General features: G+C 71.0%; 15 protein-coding genes. 12 read left to right on the forward strand and 3 right to left on the reverse strand.

Annotation, left to right across the window (positions count from 1 at the left end; all coding sequences use genetic code 11):
- Positions 1-336 precede the first annotated feature (336 nt).
- Positions 337-789 carry an Lrp/AsnC family transcriptional regulator gene (locus Q5425_RS17470; protein ID WP_308673303.1) on the reverse strand — a complete coding sequence of 151 codons (453 nt, stop codon included), beginning with the start codon at positions 787-789 and terminating at the stop codon, positions 337-339.
- Between the two features lie 111 nt (positions 790-900).
- On the opposite strand from Q5425_RS17470, the gene Q5425_RS17475 reads away from it, so the two are divergent.
- The 5 genes from Q5425_RS17475 (at position 901) to Q5425_RS17495 (ending at position 6,761) form a co-directional block, all read left to right on the forward strand.
- Positions 901-1,323, forward strand: coding sequence for a rhodanese-like domain-containing protein (locus Q5425_RS17475; RefSeq protein ID WP_308673304.1), 423 nt, complete (start codon positions 901-903; stop codon positions 1,321-1,323).
- 15 nt (positions 1,324-1,338) lie between these two features.
- Positions 1,339-2,088 (forward strand): type 1 glutamine amidotransferase, encoded by a 750-nt coding sequence (locus Q5425_RS17480; RefSeq protein WP_308673305.1) that lies wholly within the window; start codon positions 1,339-1,341, stop codon positions 2,086-2,088.
- 94 nt (positions 2,089-2,182) lie between these two features.
- Positions 2,183-3,316: an inorganic phosphate transporter gene (locus Q5425_RS17485; RefSeq protein WP_308673306.1), complete on the forward strand. Its 1,134-nt coding sequence runs from the start codon at positions 2,183-2,185 to the stop codon at positions 3,314-3,316.
- Between the two features lie 29 nt (positions 3,317-3,345).
- Entirely contained in the window at positions 3,346-6,321 is a 2,976-nt protein-coding gene (locus tag Q5425_RS17490) for a bifunctional [glutamine synthetase] adenylyltransferase/[glutamine synthetase]-adenylyl-L-tyrosine phosphorylase (protein WP_308673307.1), read from the forward strand.
- 14 nt (positions 6,322-6,335) lie between these two features.
- The gene (locus tag Q5425_RS17495; protein ID WP_308673308.1) at positions 6,336-6,761 is read left to right on the forward strand and encodes an acyl-CoA thioesterase; all 426 of its coding nucleotides are present in this window, start codon (positions 6,336-6,338) and stop codon (positions 6,759-6,761) included.
- 72 nt (positions 6,762-6,833) lie between these two features.
- Here Q5425_RS17495 and glnA read toward each other — a convergent pair whose 3' ends face one another.
- The gene (gene glnA, locus Q5425_RS17500; protein ID WP_308673309.1) at positions 6,834-8,258 is read right to left on the reverse strand and encodes a type I glutamate--ammonia ligase; all 1,425 of its coding nucleotides are present in this window, start codon (positions 8,256-8,258) and stop codon (positions 6,834-6,836) included.
- Positions 8,259-8,527: 269 nt separating this feature from the next.
- Here glnA and Q5425_RS17505 point away from each other — a divergent pair, with 269 nt between their 5' ends.
- Positions 8,528-8,917: an RDD family protein gene (locus tag Q5425_RS17505; protein WP_308673330.1), complete on the forward strand. Its 390-nt coding sequence runs from the start codon at positions 8,528-8,530 to the stop codon at positions 8,915-8,917.
- A gap of 61 nt (positions 8,918-8,978) precedes the next feature.
- Here the strand turns inward: Q5425_RS17505 and Q5425_RS17510 are convergent, their stop codons facing one another.
- The gene (locus Q5425_RS17510; RefSeq protein WP_308673310.1) at positions 8,979-9,731 is read right to left on the reverse strand and encodes a DUF4191 domain-containing protein; all 753 of its coding nucleotides are present in this window, start codon (positions 9,729-9,731) and stop codon (positions 8,979-8,981) included.
- Positions 9,732-9,787: 56 nt separating this feature from the next.
- Between Q5425_RS17510 and Q5425_RS17515 the strand changes: the two genes are divergently transcribed.
- From Q5425_RS17515 to Q5425_RS17540, 6 genes are all read left to right on the forward strand, one after another.
- Entirely contained in the window at positions 9,788-11,881 is a 2,094-nt protein-coding gene (locus Q5425_RS17515) for an ATP-dependent DNA helicase UvrD2 (protein WP_308673311.1), read from the forward strand.
- A 207-nt stretch (positions 11,882-12,088) separates the two neighbouring features.
- Positions 12,089-12,346, forward strand: a complete 258-nt coding sequence (locus tag Q5425_RS17520) for a hypothetical protein (protein ID WP_308673312.1) — start codon at positions 12,089-12,091, stop codon at positions 12,344-12,346.
- Positions 12,347-12,497: 151 nt separating this feature from the next.
- A complete protein-coding gene (locus tag Q5425_RS17525) occupies positions 12,498-12,854 on the forward strand; it encodes a WhiB family transcriptional regulator (protein WP_308673313.1) in 357 nt (118 codons plus the stop codon).
- Positions 12,851-13,105 (forward strand): hypothetical protein, encoded by a 255-nt coding sequence (locus Q5425_RS17530; protein ID WP_308673314.1) that lies wholly within the window; start codon positions 12,851-12,853, stop codon positions 13,103-13,105. Before Q5425_RS17525 ends, Q5425_RS17530 begins: the two co-directional genes overlap by 4 nt.
- Positions 13,106-13,176: 71 nt before the next feature.
- Entirely contained in the window at positions 13,177-14,043 is an 867-nt protein-coding gene (locus Q5425_RS17535) for a class I SAM-dependent methyltransferase (RefSeq protein WP_308673315.1), read from the forward strand.
- A complete protein-coding gene (locus Q5425_RS17540; RefSeq protein ID WP_308673316.1) occupies positions 14,040-14,225 on the forward strand; it encodes a hypothetical protein in 186 nt (61 codons plus the stop codon). Before Q5425_RS17535 ends, Q5425_RS17540 begins: the two co-directional genes overlap by 4 nt.
- Positions 14,226-14,627: the final 402 nt, after the last annotated feature.

Consider the following 14,627-nt stretch of genomic DNA (forward strand, 5'->3'; position numbering starts at 1 on the left):
CCGGAAGCTAAGCCTGACAGCGCCGATGGTACTGCAACCGAAGGGTTGTGGGAGAGTAGGACACCGCCGAACTTAACATGAAGAAAAGGGCCTGGGCCCGGTAGAGACCAACAGTCTCCCGGCCCAGGCCCTTTTCCCATACCCACCCCCAGGCAGGGCGACTTCCGTCCCCAATCACGCCGCTTCCGGCTCCAGTCACGCGAGTTCCGGCTCTAATCACGCGAATGCCGGACCGGACCCCATCTCCACCACCCCGGCCGGCGCCGTGATGCCCCTCGGATCACGCATGATGCCCGCCCAATCACACGTGATGCCCCGCCAATCACGCGAGATGCCTCAAACCGACCCCGGCCGAGCCGGCGGACGCCTCCTCAACGGCGACGACAACACCAACGACGTAGTCGTCTCCCCGTACCGCTGCACCTTCTCGACCAACGCCTCCAGCTCCGCGGTATCCCGGCACAGCACCCGCAGGATCCAGCACTCATCCCCAGTGATGTGGTCCGCCGCCACCACCTGGGGCAGCGGCAGCACCGCCGTCCGGAAGCGAGGCGTGTCGAGACTCCTCACCCGCGCCCGCACCAACGCCTCGATCGGCAATCCCAGCTTCGTCGTGTCGACGTTCGCCGCGTAGCCGGTGATCACCCCGCGCTCCTCGAGACGGCGGACGCGCTCCGTCACCGCCGAACCGGACAGCGACACCCGGCGGCCCAGCTCCGTGAAGCTCAGCCGGCCGTCCTCCTGGAGGAGCTCCAGCAGGCGCCAGTCGACGTCGTCGAGGTGGTCCACCGCAACTCTCCCGGGTTCGCTGGGCCAGAACAGGGAAATCCCCGGCCGTTCCGGGCTTCCACGCCGATTCTGCCCTGTCCCGGAGACGGCCTCCCCAGCAGGATTTACCCCATGACACGCACTCTCGCCTTCCCCGCGGCGGCACCGGAAGCCGCCGTGGAGTACTTCGGGGCCGAGCTCGGCTTCGAGGTCGATCCCGACGATCTCGTCCAGGACCTCGAAGCCGGCCGCACCGACGGCTACGTCGTCGTCGAGACCCGCGCCCCCGAGGCCTTCGCCCACGCCCGCATCCCCGGCGCGATCAACCTGCCCTACCGCGACATGACGGCGGAAAGCACAAAACACCTCGACCGGGACCTCGTTTACGTCTGCTACTGCGAAAGCGCCGTCTGCAACGCCGCCACGAAGGGTGCGCTCAAGCTCGCCGAGCTCGGCTTTAAGGTAAAACGGCTCTCCGGCGGCATCACGAGCTGGATCGCCGCCGGCTACCCGGTCGAAGGCGACAAAGCCGGAGGGATTCGCTGTGCCTGCTGACCTACCCTGGAAGGCGTGACCCGAATCCTGATCATCCAGCCGGACGCGTCGGACCCGCTGGGCCCCCTCGGCGACTGGCTGACCGAGGCCGGCGCGGAACTCGACGTCCGCCTGCTGCCGGAAAACGAGCTGCCCGCCGACCTCGACGGCTACCGGGGCGTCGTCTGCCTCGGCGGCGGCATGGCCGCCGAAGACGACGCCAAGCACCCGTGGCTCGCCGACGTCCGGCGGCTGCTGGCCAAGGCGGCAGCGAAGAACCTGCCCACCCTGGGGATCTGCCTCGGCGCCCAGCTGCTGGCCGTCGCGACCGGCGGCCGCGTCGAGGTTGCTCCCGACGGGCCGGAGGTCGGTCCGCACCTCGTCAGCAAGAAGGACGCGGCGTGGACCGACCCGCTCTTCGCCGACCTGCCGCTGATGCAGGACGTCCTGCAGTTCCACACCGACGCGATCACCCGGCTCCCGCCCGGTGCCGAGTTGCTCTCGTCCTCGCCGCGCTACGCGCACCAAGCCTTCCGGCTCGGGCGTTGTGTCTACGGTGTCCAGTTCCACATCGAGACGACGCCCGCCGTCGTCGAGAGCTGGGCCGCGGAATGCCCCGAGGAAGCCGAATTCGCCCGGCCGGGCGCGCTCGAGCACGAAACGCTGGTCACCGTGCACGCCGACATCGAGGAAACCTGGCGCCCCTTCGCGCAACGGTTCGTCAAGCTGGCCGCGGGAGAACTCGAACCCGCCGTGGCGAGCCAGCGCACATTACCGCTGGCTTAACGACGGAGGTCACAACCAGCAACGTGCTGTTAACGCCGGGCGTACCCGTCAGGTACCTTGCGGGAGGAGTCCCCACAAGGGTGCGGAGGTCGGGGTGCAACCCTCGTTGCTGGTCGTGGTCGTCGTCGTCACGGCCCTGGTTTTCGATTTCACAAACGGGTTTCACGACACCGCGAACTCGATGGCGACGTCGATCGCCACCGGGGCGCTCAAGCCCCGTGTGGCGGTCGCGATCTCCGCGGTGCTGAACCTCGTCGGCGCGTTCTTGTCGGTCGAGGTCGCCAAGACGATTTCCAGCGGACTGGTGGACGACACGAAAATCGGTCCGGCGATCGTGTTCGGCGGGCTGATCGGCGCGATCGTCTGGAACCTCGTGACGTGGTTCGTCGGCCTGCCGTCGAGCTCGTCGCACGCGTTGTTCGGCGGCCTGATCGGCGCCACCTGGGTCTCCGCGGGCACCGACTCGGTCCACTTCGGAAAGATCGTCGAGAAGGTCCTCGTCCCCGCCGCGGCGAGCCCGGTCATCGCCGGTCTCGTCGCGATGGTCGCCACCTACCTCGTCTACCGCTTCCTGGTGCGGCGCCGCCCGGCCACGCGCGGGTTCAAGGTCGGCCAGATCGTCTCGGCGTCGCTCGTCTCGCTCGCCCACGGCACCAACGACGCGCAGAAGACGATGGGCGTCATCACGCTCACGCTCGTCAGCGCCGGCAGCCTCCCGTCCGGCGCGTCGCCGCCGGTCTGGGTGATCATCAGCGCCGCGTGCGCCCTCGCGCTCGGCACCTACCTCGGCGGCTGGCGCATCACCCACACCCTCGGCAAGGGCCTGACCGACATCGAGGGCCCGCAGGGCTTCGCCGCCCAGACGAGCTCGGCGCTGGTCATCCTGGTCTCGTCGCGGCTGGGTTTCCCGCTGTCGACGACGCACGTCTGCTCCGGCGGGATCGTCGGCTCCGGAGTCGGCCGCCGGGACGCGCCGGTCCGCTGGCGGATGGCGGGCCGGATGGTCGTCGCGTGGCTGTTCACGCTGCCCGCGGCCGCGATCGTCGGCGCGATCTCCGGCAAGATCGCCTCGCTCGGCAGCGCCGGCACCATCGCCGTCGGTGTGGTCGGGATCGGAGTGGGCCTCGGCATCTACCTCCTCTCGCGCCGCCATCCCGTCACCGCGCACAGCTTCCAGGTGCCCGAGCCGACGCCCGCCGGGACCGAGCCGGGCCGGCTCGCGGCCTGAGCCGCCGTCCCCGGCTACGGTGGTCGGTGATGGCTGACCGCGCGCGAACGACCGCTTCGGCGGCGAGGTACGGATTCACCGATTCCCGTGCCGAGGGTCAGTTGCGCGCGGCCGGCTGGTGGGCCGACGCCGGCCCGGTCGACACGGCCGCCGACGTGCTCGCGGCGTTGTCCCGCACCGCCGACCCCGACCTCGCGCTGCGGGGGCTGGACCGCATCCGCGAGGCCGACGCCGCCGAGTGGGCCGGCCTCGAGGAGCAGCTCCGCACCCACCGCACCTTCCGCGGCCGCTTCCTCAGCGTGCTCGGGACGTCGAGCGCGCTCGCCGACTTCCTCGCCGCGAACCCGGCGCAGTGGCACTCCCTCACCGGGGACAAGTGCACCGACTCGGCCTGCTACCGCGAAGCCCTGCGCACGGCTCTCCTGGACGACGACGGTTCGGTGCTGACCGGGCTCAAAGCCGAGCAGGCCCTCAAGATCGCCTACCGCGGGCAGCTGCTCGGCATCGCCGCCGCCGACCTCGGGCACATCGTCGAGACCGGGCTCGAGCAGCCCGGCTACGCCGAGGTCGCGGCGCAGCTGACCGTGCTCGCGGAGGCCGCGCTGGCGGCCGGGCTGGTCGTCGCCGAGGCAGAAGCCGGCGCGTCGGCCGAAGGCACGCTGGCGGTCATCGCGATGGGCAAGTGCGGCGGCCGGGAGCTCAACTACGTCAGCGACGTCGACGTCATCTTCGTCGGCGAAGGCGACCTCGGCCTCGCCACGCGGCTGGCCAGCACGATGATGCGCGTGGTCGGGAAGGCGTGCTTCGAGGTCGACGCGGCGCTGCGCCCGGAAGGCAAGGCCGGCGCACTGGTCCGCACGGTGGACAGCCACCACGGTTACTACCAGAAGTGGGCCAAGACCTGGGAGTTCCAGGCGCTGCTCAAGGCGCGTCCGGTCGCGGGCGACGCCGAGCTCGGCCGCCAGTACGCCGAGATGGTCGCGCCGCTGGTGTGGTCGGCGGCCGACCGGGAGAACTTCGTCGCCGAGGTGCAGCAGATGCGCCGCCGCGTCGAGGGCCACGTGCCGTCCGAACACGCCGAACGCGAGCTGAAGCTGGGCCGCGGCGGCTTGCGCGACGTCGAGTTCGCCGTGCAACTGCTGCAGCTCGTGCACGGCCGGGTCGACGCGGACCTGCGCTCACCGTCCACGATGGACGCGCTGGCGGCGCTCGGCGAGGGCGGCTACGTCGGCCGTCAGGACGCCGCCGAGCTGGGCGCGTCCTACGAATTCCTGCGGATGCTCGAACACCGGCTGCAGCTGCGGCGGCTGCGCCGGACCCACCTGTTCCCCGCGACGACGGAAACCGCCGAGCTGCGGATCCTGGCCCGGGCCAGCGGGATCAAGGCGAGCGGCGGCAAGAGCCAGGGCGAGGCGCTGCTCGCGGAGTTCCGGCGGCACGGCAAGGGCATCCGGCGCCTGCACGAGAAGATCTTCTACCGGCCGCTGCTGCAATCCGTCGCCAACGTGCCGGCCGAGGCGCTGCGCCTGACCACCAAGCAGGCCGCCAGCCGCCTGGCCGCGCTCGGCTACACCGCGCCCGACGGCGCACTCCAGCACATCAAGGCCCTCACCGCGGGTGTCTCGCGGCGCGCCGCGATCCAGCAGGCGCTGTTGCCGGTGCTGCTCGACCTCCTGGCCGACACGCCCGATCCGGACGGCGGGCTGCTGTCGTACCGGAAGGTGTCCGAGGCGCTCGAAGACACGCCGTGGTACCTGCGGGTGCTGCGCGACGAGGGCACGGTCGTGGAGAACCTGGCCCTCCTGCTGGGCACGTCACGCCTGGTGCCGGACCTGCTGGTCCGCGCGCCGGAAGTGCTGCAGCTGCTCGGCGACCCGGCCCGGATGCTGGGCCGCACGCCCGCCGAGGTGGCGACGTCGTTGCGGGCCGCCGTCCGGCGTCAGCCGGGGTTGAACGCCGCCGTCGCGGCCGCGCGTTCGCTGCGGCGCCACGAACTCCTGCGCATCGCCTGCGCGGACCTGCTCGGGTTGCTCGACGTGCCCGCGATCTGCGAAGCGCTGTCGAGCGTGTGGGTGGCCGTGCTGCAAGGCGCGCTGGCGGCGGCGTTCCGCCAGCGGCAGGCCGAACTCGGCCGGACGCCGGCGCGCATCGCCGTCATCGGCATGGGCCGGCTCGGCGGCGCCGAACTCGGCTACGGCTCCGACGCGGACGTGCTCTTCGTGTGCGAGCCGTCCGAAGGGGTCTCGGACGCCGACGCGGTGAAGTTCGCGTCGACGGTCGCGGAGACCGTCCGGAAGATGCTGGGCGCGCCGAGCTCGGACCCGGCACTGGAGGTCGACGCCGACCTGCGGCCGGAGGGCCGGAGCGGGCCGCTGGTCCGGACGCTGGAGTCCTACCGCGCCTACTACGCGCGGTGGGGCGAGGTGTGGGAGGCGCAGGCGCTCCTGCGGGCCCGGTTCGTCGCCGGCGACGACGACCTCGGCGCGCGGTTCATCACGATGATCGACCCGATCCGCTACCCCGAAGGCGGCCTGGACGGGACGAAGGCGCGGGAGATCCGCCGCATCAAGGCCCGCGTCGAGACGGAGCGGATGCCCCGCGGCGCCGACGCGACGTTGCACACGAAGCTCGGCCGCGGCGGCCTCGCCGACGTCGAGTGGACGGTGCAGCTGCTGCAGCTGCAGCACGCCCACGAGGTCGAAGGCCTGCGGACGACGTCGACGCTCGACGCGCTGGCGGTGCTCCCGGAGGCGGGCCTGGCCGAACAGTCCGAGGCGGACTCCCTGCGCGAGGCGTGGCTGCTGGCGACCCGCGTGCGCAACGCGGGAATGCTGGTGCGCGGCAAGGCGGTCGACCAGGTCCCGGGCTCGGGCCGCGACCTGGCCGCGGTGGCCCGGGTGCTCGGCCAGTCGGCCGGCGACGACCCCGGCGAGTTCCTCGACTCGTACCGCCGCATCACGCGCCGGGCGCACGCGGTGGTGGAGCACTTGTTCTACGAGGCCTGACCTACAGTGGGCGGGTGACCGATCGCGAGCCGTTCCGGACCCGGATCAAGGTCCGGCACTACGAGCTGGACACCCTGGGCCACCTCAACCACGCTGTTTACCACTCGTACGGCGAGGTGGCCCGGCTGGAGCTGTTCGAGCGGTCCGGCGCACTGCAGGGGCTCGGCAACGTGGCCGCGGTGCTGCTGGAAACGCACGTGGTGTTCCGCCGCGAGCTGCGCGCGGGCGACGAAGTCGACGTGACGTGCGACGTCAAGTTCGGCAGCGGCAAGACGTTCAAGATGGACTCGGAAATCATCAAGCCGGACGGGACGCTGGCGGCGGAGATCACGTGCACGCTGGGGTTGATGGACCTGGAGATCCGCAAGCTGGTGGCCGATCCGCGGGGGCGCTTCGAGGCCGCGGGCACGGACCTGAAGGTGCTGTCGACAGCGGAGTGACATAAGAAACGCCGGCGGCGAGGGCTCTTCGCACCTCGCCGCCGGCGTGTTCAGGGGCCGGCTGCTACCGGATCACACGTCGTAGTACAGGGAGAACTCGTACGGGTGGGGGCGCAGGCGCAGCGGGTCGATCTCGTTTTCGCGCTTGTACGAGATCCACGTCTCGATCACGTCCGGGGTGAACACGCCGCCTTCGAGGAGGTAGTCGTGGTCCGCCTCCAGCGTGTCGAGGACCGTGCCCAGGTCGCCCGGGACCAGCTTGACGTCCTTGGCCTCCTCGGGCGGGAGCTCGTAGAGGTCCTTGTCGATCGGCTCCGGCGGCTCGATCTTGTTCCGGATGCCGTCGAGGCCCGCCATCATCATGGCCGAGAACGCCAGGTACGGGTTGCCCGACGAGTCCGGGCAGCGGAACTCGGCGCGCTTCGCCTTCGGGTTGTTGCCCGTGATCGGGATGCGCACACACGCCGAGCGGTTGCGCTGCGAGTACACCAGCGAAACCGGCGCCTCGAAGCCCGGGACCAGGCGGTGGTAGGAGTTCACCGTCGGGTTCGTGAAGGCCAGCAGGCTCGGGGCGTGCTTGAGCAGGCCGCCGATGTAGTGGCGCGCGGTGTCCGACAGGCCGGCGTAGCCCGACTCGTCGTGGAACAGCGGCTGGCCGTCCTTCCACAGCGACTGGTGGCAGTGCATGCCCGACCCGTTGTCGCCGGCGAGGGGCTTCGGCATGAACGTCGCCGTCTTGCCCGCGGCGAACACCGTGTTCTTGACGATGTACTTGAACAGCTGCAAGTCGTCCGCCGCGTGCAGCAGCGTGTTGAACTTGTAGTTGATCTCGGTCTGGCCGGCGGTGCCCACCTCGTGGTGCGCGCGCTCGATCTCGAAACCGATGTTCGTCAGGTTGCGGACGATGTCGTCGCGCAGGTCGGCGAAGTGGTCGACCGGCGGGACGGGGAAGTAGCCGCCCTTGAACTTCGTCTTGTAGCCCTGGTTGCCGCCGACCTCGTCGGTGCCGGTGTTCCACCAGCCCTCGACCGAGTCGATCTCGTGGAACGAGGCGTGCTCGGCGGAGTCGAAGCGGATCGAGTCGAAGATGTAGAACTCGGCTTCGGGACCGAAGTAGACGTTGTCGGCGACGCCGTACTCGGAGATGTACTGCTCGGCCTTGCGCGCGATGTTGCGCGGGTCGCGGCTGTACGCCTCACGCGTGAACGGGTCGTGCACGAAGAAGTTGAGCGCGAGCGTCTTCGCCTTGCGGAACGGGTCGATCCGCGCGGTCGCCGGGTCCGGCAGCAGCAGCATGTCGGACTCGTGGATGGACTGGAAGCCGCGCACCGAGGAGCCGTCGAACGCGAGACCCTCTTCGTAGGCCTCTTCGGTGAAGGCCTTCGCGGGGACCGTGAAGTGCTGCATCACGCCGGGCAGGTCGCAGAACTGGACGTCGATGACTTCGACGTCCTCATCGGCGATGAGGCGCTGGATGTCGTCTGGAGTAGTGGGCACCCTCGGTGACTCCTTCTCGTTCGAGCTCGTACGGCAGTGCTCTCTTCGGCTCACGCTAAAAGTGCGGTGTTGCCCGACCGTCACCCGTATGTTTCGCCGGTGTTAACGGGTGGTCGATATCGGGTATCCGACCAGGTCGGATGTGCTCTACGCCACCGGCATACCCTAGACGGGTGGCGAGATGGACCGGTGAATGGCTACCCGGCACCGGCGACGGCGGTCAGGGCACTGATCGGCACGGCTCGCGGTGGCCGGGTGAGAAGTTCGGTTTGCCCGAATCGGGCGTCGGCTCGGCGGCGAGCGGGGGTGCGCGGCTGCTCGGGCTGATCGTCGACCTGGTCGTCGCGGCCCTGGTCACGGCCATCTTCCTGCACCCCAGCCTGCAGGACCCGGCGGCGATGCAGGAGTTCAACCTGTGGTCCGGCGGCGTGTGGGCGATCATCTCCGTCGTCTCGGCCGGCCTCTTCGGCTTCACCCCGGGGATGGCGGCCGTCGGCATCCGCGTCGCCCGTCTCGACGGCGCGGCGCTGGTCGGCCCGCTGCGGGCGCTGGCCCGGGCCGCGCTGACGTTCGTGCTCATCCCGGCGGCGGTCCGCAACGCCGACGGCCGCAGCTGGCTCGACCGGCTGACCGGCACCGTCGTCATCCGGATGCGCTGACCCGCGCATAGAGAAAGGCCCCCGTCCGAACCCGGACGGGGGCCTTTCTCCGCACGTGGGGTCAGCGGCGGCGGATCGTCCGCTGGACGTTGCGCATCTTCGCGCCGGCCGGCATCGGGCCCTTCGGCAGCGCCGCGCCGCGGTTGCCGAGGGCGGTCAGCTTCGCCTCGAGGGCGTCGACCTGGGCCGGCTTGAGGTTGCGGGGCAGCTTCATCAGGTAGCCCTGGAGCTTCTTCAGCGGGAGCTGACCGTCTTCGTTGCCGATCGTCACGTCGTAGATCGGCGTGTCGCCGATCAGACGGGAGACGCGCTTCTTCTCCTGGGCGAGCAGGGTCTTCACGCGGTGCGGCGCGCCTTCGGCGACCAGCACGACGCCGGGCCCGCCGAGGACCCGGTGCACCGCGTCGAGCTGCGTCGTCGCCGCGACGGTCGGCGTCACCTTCCAGCGGCCGCGCAGGTTCTCCAGCGCCCACGCCGCGGCGCCGGGCTGGCCGTCGGCCTTCGAGTAGACCGTCTTCTGCACCCGCCGGCCGAAGATGATCATGGCGAGCAGGGCGCCGAGCAGCAGGCCGAGCGGCAGCAGCACCCACTGCGCGTCGAAGAAGAACCCGATCCCGAACGCCACGCCGGCGACGACGACGATCGCCCCGACCATCCACGGGATGAGCCAGGGGTCTTCCTTGCGCTGCATCTTGAAGGCCTCGAAGAGCTGGCCGCGGCGTGCCTTGCTCGCCGCGCGCTTCTCCTTCTTGGCCTGCTTGGCCGCTTCCTTGTTCTTACCCGAGTTCTTACCCGAGTCCTGCTGTCCCGCCATATGACCAGGATACGGCCGCGTGCCCCTGCCCCGTTTCCCCGGCCTCCTCTGCGAGGATGCCGGACGTGACCGGCGTACTTTCCACCAAGAGCATCAACCGTCTGCTCGATGGGCTCGACCCCGAGCAGCGCGCCGCCGCCAGTGCCCCACGGGGGCCGGTCTGCGTGCTCGCCGGAGCCGGCACGGGCAAGACCCGCACGATCACCCACCGCATCGCCCACCTCGTCCGGTCCGGGCACGTTTCCGCCGGTCAGGTCCTCGCCGTCACCTTCACGACGCGCGCCGCGGGCGAGATGCGGACGCGGCTGCGCGGTCTCGGCGTCGAAGCGGCGCAGGCGCTGACGTTCCACGCCGCCGCCCGCCGCCAGCTGCGTTACTTCTGGCCGCGCGTGGTCGGCGACCGGCCGTGGGACCTGCTGGAGAACAAGCTGCGGTACGTCGGCCAGGCCGCGAACCGGGCCAAGCTGGGGACCGAGGTCGAGGTCCTGCGCGACCTGGCGAGCGAGATCGAGTGGGCGAAGGCGTCGCTGATCAGCCCGGACGACTACCCGGCCGTCACCGCGCGCGCCCAGCGGGACATCCCGGCGCCGGCGGCGCAGGTCGCCGAGGTCTACCGGACCTACGAAGAGCTGAAGAACGCCGCCCAGGTCCTCGACTTCGACGACCTGCTGCTGCACACGACGGCGGTGCTCGAGGAACACGGCACGGTCGCCGAGGAGTTCCGGGACCGCTACCGCTGCTTCGTCGTCGACGAGTACCAGGACGTCACGCCGCTGCAGCAGCGCCTGCTCGACGCGTGGCTCGGCGGCCGCGACGACCTGACCGTCGTCGGCGACGCCAACCAGACCATCTACTCCTTCGGCGGCGCGTCGCCGCGGCCGCTGCTGGAGTTCACGCGGCGCTACCCGGACGCCACTGTCGTCCGCCTCGAGCGCGACTACCGGTCGACGCCCGAGGTCGTCGCGCTGGCCAACCGGGTGATCGGCGCGGCGCGGGGACGGCCGGCGGGCTCGCGGCTGAAGCTGATCGGCCAGCGGCCGCCGGGCCCGGAGCCGCGTTTCGCCGAGTTCGACGACGAGGCGGTCGAGGCCGGGGCGGTCGCGCGCCGGGTGCGCGAGCTGCTCGACGGCGGCGTCTCGGCGAGCGAGATCGCGATCCTCTACCGGGTGAACGCCCAGTCCGAGGCCTACGAGTCGGCGCTGGCCGAGGCCGGCGTCCCGTACCTGGTCCGCGGCGGGGAGCGGTTCTTCAACCGGACGGAGGTCCGGCAGGCGATGTCCGCGCTGCGGGCGGCGAGCGGCGACGTCAGCTCCGACCTGGTCACGACGGTGCGTTCGGTGCTCGCCCGGGTCGGCCTGACCGAGTCGCCGCCCGCCGGCGGCGCGGCGAAGGAACGCTGGGACGCGCTCCTGGCGATCGTCGAACTGGCCGAAGAGCTCGCTTCGACGGTCGCGGACGCGGACCTGCCGCGCTTCTGCGCCGAGCTCGACCAGCGCGCCGCCGCCCAGCACCCGCCGACGGTCGAGGGCGTGACACTGGCGTCGCTGCACGCGGCGAAGGGCCTGGAGTGGGACGCGGTGTTCCTCGTCGGCCTCGCCGAGGGCACGGTGCCGATCCTCCACGCCGGCGACGACGAAGCGGCGATCGAGGAGGAGCGGCGGCTGTTCTACGTCGGCGTCACCCGGGCCCGCGAGCACCTGTGGCTGTCCTGGGCGCTGGCCCGCACGCCGGGCGGGCGGCGCAACCGGCGGCGCAGCCGATTCCTCTACGGCCTCGTGCCGGAGGACCACCCGGCGGCCAGGGTCGCGCGGTCCCAGCAGAAGACGGTGGCGCCGGTCAAGACGCGCTGCCGCGTCTGCGGTGGGCCGCTGCTGGAAACCCTCGACGTCAAGCTGGGCCGCTGCGGGCGGTGCCCGTCCACAGTGGATGAGGACCTGCTGGAGCGGCTGAAGACGTGGCGCGCCGACCGGGCGCGCGAGCTCAAGGTGCCGGCGTTCGTCGTGTTCACCGACGCGACCCTGATGGCCATCGCCGAGCAGCGCCCGGCCGACGAGCCGGCGCTGGTGTCGATCTCCGGCATCGGCGCGACGAAGCTCGAACGCTTCGGCGCGGAGATCCTCGGCGTCGTCCGGGCGTCGACGGGGTCTTGACCGCGTCCGGACCATGATCGACGCGGCGAACCCGCTGCTCAGAGGCGATCTTCGTATCTTCGAGGATTTTCCCGTTAATTGAGTTGCCCCGGTGTGGTGCGGGGCAATAACCTGCCAGTACCGAGCCCGAAGGGCTCGACTGGGGATCTACCGAAGCGCGCCGCTCGGCGGCCGTGTGTGCAGAGTACAGAAGGAGGTGCCGGTGAAATGACCATCAACATGACGCTCACGAACCCGGGCACCCGTCTGTCCTGCGCCGCGGAAGTCGCGGCCGCTCAGCGCCCGGGCACTGGTGTGTCCTCGAGCGCGCACGGGGTCCGTGGCATGCGGCGCGTCGAGCGTCGTTGGGCCACCGGTGTCGTCGTCTTCGGGACGCAGGGCGTTCTCGCCGCGTACCCGCAGGCCGATCTGCCGACCATCAAGCAGTTCCGTGTTCCGTTGTCGATACGGGAGCGAAGTTCCTGACCTAAGTCAGGACAGAGGCTCACGAAGGCCGCGGAACCGGAGAACCCGGATCCGCGGCCTTCGTGTTTTTGGCTGCACAACCCAAGAGGAACCAGCGTTGTCCAACGCGAGCACCCAACCGAAAACCCGTACGACACAAGGAGGAACCACCATGTCTTCGGCCGTCGCCTACACCTTGGGTGAGGCAATATTCGCCGACCTGCTCGACCCGATCGCCGTCCCCGACGTCGCTCTGCCCTGCCGTTCCGGCGACGCGGACCTGTGGTTCGCGGAGTCCCCGGCCGAGCTCGAGCGCGCCAAGGCGCAGTGCGCCGACTGCCCGGTGCGCGAGGCCTGCCTGGCCGGTGCGCTGGCCCGGCGTGAGCCGTGGGGTGTCTGGGGTGGCGAGATCTTCGAGCGCGGTGCGGTGATCGCGCGCAAGCGGCCCCGTGGCCGTCCGCGCAAGAACGCCACCGTCGAGCCCGCCGCCGCCAGGGCCGGCAGCGATCACCGGAGTGCCGCCGCATGAGCGTCGAACCGGTCACCACGAGGGATTTCGAAGCCCACCCCCGCAGCGAACAGCTGCAGTTGACCAAGACCGAGATCGAGGAGATCAGCGAGATGTTGCTTTACGAAGAACTGTCCAGAGCCCGAATACGGGATCTCGAGGAAGGGGTCCGCGCCCAGCGGGCCCGAGGTAGCGCGCGTGCCGCACGCCGCTGGACGCGGGTAGCCCGATGGGCCGCTCGCCGCGCGGACCGGTACCAGGACCAGAGCTGAGCGCAGGCCCCTGCCGCCCTCCCGGGCGGCGGGGGCCTTCGCGCGCGCTTTTTCTGGTGTTCAATGGGGCGATGTCCGGACACACCCACGGCGACATCGACTGGGCGGACCGCCTCGCCCAGCTGCGCATGGCCGACACCCTCGACGCCGAGGCGCTCACGCCGGTCGCCCACCGGCTCGCCGCCGCGGTCCCCCAGCGGCCGACGGTCGTCGACGTCGGGTGCGGAGCCGGCGGGATGAGCGTGCTGTTCGCCCGCGAGCTGGCCCGCGGCGCCGGCGGCACTGTGGTTTTGGTCGACACCACGCCCAAGCTGCTCGCCGAGGCCGAGCGAGCCGTCGCCGAGGTGGCCGCCGACTCCGTCGAAGTCGTCAGCCTGCTCGGAGATCTAACCGATCCCGCGCTGGCCGTGCCCGCCGCCGACCTGGTGTGGGCGTCCGGCGTGGTGCACCACATCGGCGACCAGCAGGCCGCGCTGCGCACGCTCGCCGGGCTGCTGCGCCCGGGCGGAGTGCTGGCCATCGCCGAGGGCGGGTCGGAGATGCGGTGCCTCCCGTGGGAGCTCGGCGTCGGCCGCCCCGGGCTGGAGCAGCGCCTGCTGGCGGCCCGGGCGTCGTGGTTCGCGCGGATGCGCGCCGGGCTCCCGGGCAGCGTCGCCATGCCCTACGGCTGGCCGCGCGCGCTTCGCGAAGCCGGCCTCGAGGACGTCGAGTCGTTCGGCGCGCTCATCGACCACCCGATGGCGGGTTCTGACCTCCTTCGCGAGTACGTGGTGCATCGAGTCGGGTGGTTCGCGGAGTCGGCCGGGGAGTGGCTCGACGCCGACGACCGCGCGGCGGTAGCCACACTGACCGACCCGCAGAGCGGGCATTTCCTCGGCCACCGGGACGACCTGTACCTGTTCGGCGCCAAGGTAATCCACTGTGGACGGTCCCGATGAGTGCGCCGGAGCCGGCGGTGTGCACCCGCTGCGGCCGCACCCGGACGGCGGACGACGACCCGGCTACGGCGCTCGCGTGGGTGTCGACCCGCGAGCGCGGCGTGCTGCGGTGGCTGTGCCCGGACTGCGCGCGGCAGCACGTGCGGGACATCGAAGGCAAGCTGCCGGACGAGTATTGGTGAGCAATTCGCGCTCCTGAGGGTTGGTGGGCTCGCCGCGAGGTGGTTGGCCGGTTTGCAGGGCGGTTCGTTGGCGGGCGGGTCGGTGGTTGGGCGCGAGGTGGGGCCGCTCGAGGGCGGGACCTCGAGCGGCAGGCTTTGGCGGGTATCGGCGGGTAAGCCGCTCGTTGACGCCGGGTGAAGGGCGCGTTGGGTTGGTACCGCCGCCGACCAGCGGCGCCGGGTGTGGGCCGGTGCCGGATGTGGGGCTGCCGGGCAGGACCTCGGAGCGGATGCTGGTGAGCCGGCCGCTCGAGGGCGGGACCTCGAGCGGCGCTACCTCGGCCGCGTGCTGGCGATCCCACCGCCCTTCGGCGCGTACCGGCGATCCGACCGGTCTCTAGTGCGGGCCGGCTGCCGTCATGG

The sequence above is a fragment of the Amycolatopsis sp. A133 genome (genome assembly GCF_031082405.1).
Lineage (GTDB): Bacteria > Actinomycetota > Actinomycetes > Mycobacteriales > Pseudonocardiaceae > Amycolatopsis.

Bases quoted from the DNA above. Each gene is read 5' to 3' on its own strand.
- Q5425_RS17475 (WP_308673304.1), top strand. From the start codon at position 901: ATGACACGCACTCTCGCCTTCCCCGCGGCGGCACCGGAAGCCGCCGTG.
- Q5425_RS17490 (WP_308673307.1), top strand. From the start codon at position 3,346: ATGGCTGACCGCGCGCGAACGACCGCTTCGGCGGCGAGGTACGGATTC.
- Q5425_RS17510 (WP_308673310.1), bottom strand. From the start codon at position 9,731: ATGGCGGGACAGCAGGACTCGGGTAAGAACTCGGGTAAGAACAAGGAA.
- Q5425_RS17515 (WP_308673311.1), top strand. From the start codon at position 9,788: ATGCCGGACGTGACCGGCGTACTTTCCACCAAGAGCATCAACCGTCTG.
- Q5425_RS17520 (WP_308673312.1), top strand. From the start codon at position 12,089: ATGACCATCAACATGACGCTCACGAACCCGGGCACCCGTCTGTCCTGC.
- Q5425_RS17525 (WP_308673313.1), top strand. From the start codon at position 12,498: ATGTCTTCGGCCGTCGCCTACACCTTGGGTGAGGCAATATTCGCCGAC.
- Q5425_RS17530 (WP_308673314.1), top strand. From the start codon at position 12,851: ATGAGCGTCGAACCGGTCACCACGAGGGATTTCGAAGCCCACCCCCGC.
- Q5425_RS17535 (WP_308673315.1), top strand. From the start codon at position 13,177: ATGTCCGGACACACCCACGGCGACATCGACTGGGCGGACCGCCTCGCC.
- Q5425_RS17540 (WP_308673316.1), top strand. From the start codon at position 14,040: ATGAGTGCGCCGGAGCCGGCGGTGTGCACCCGCTGCGGCCGCACCCGG.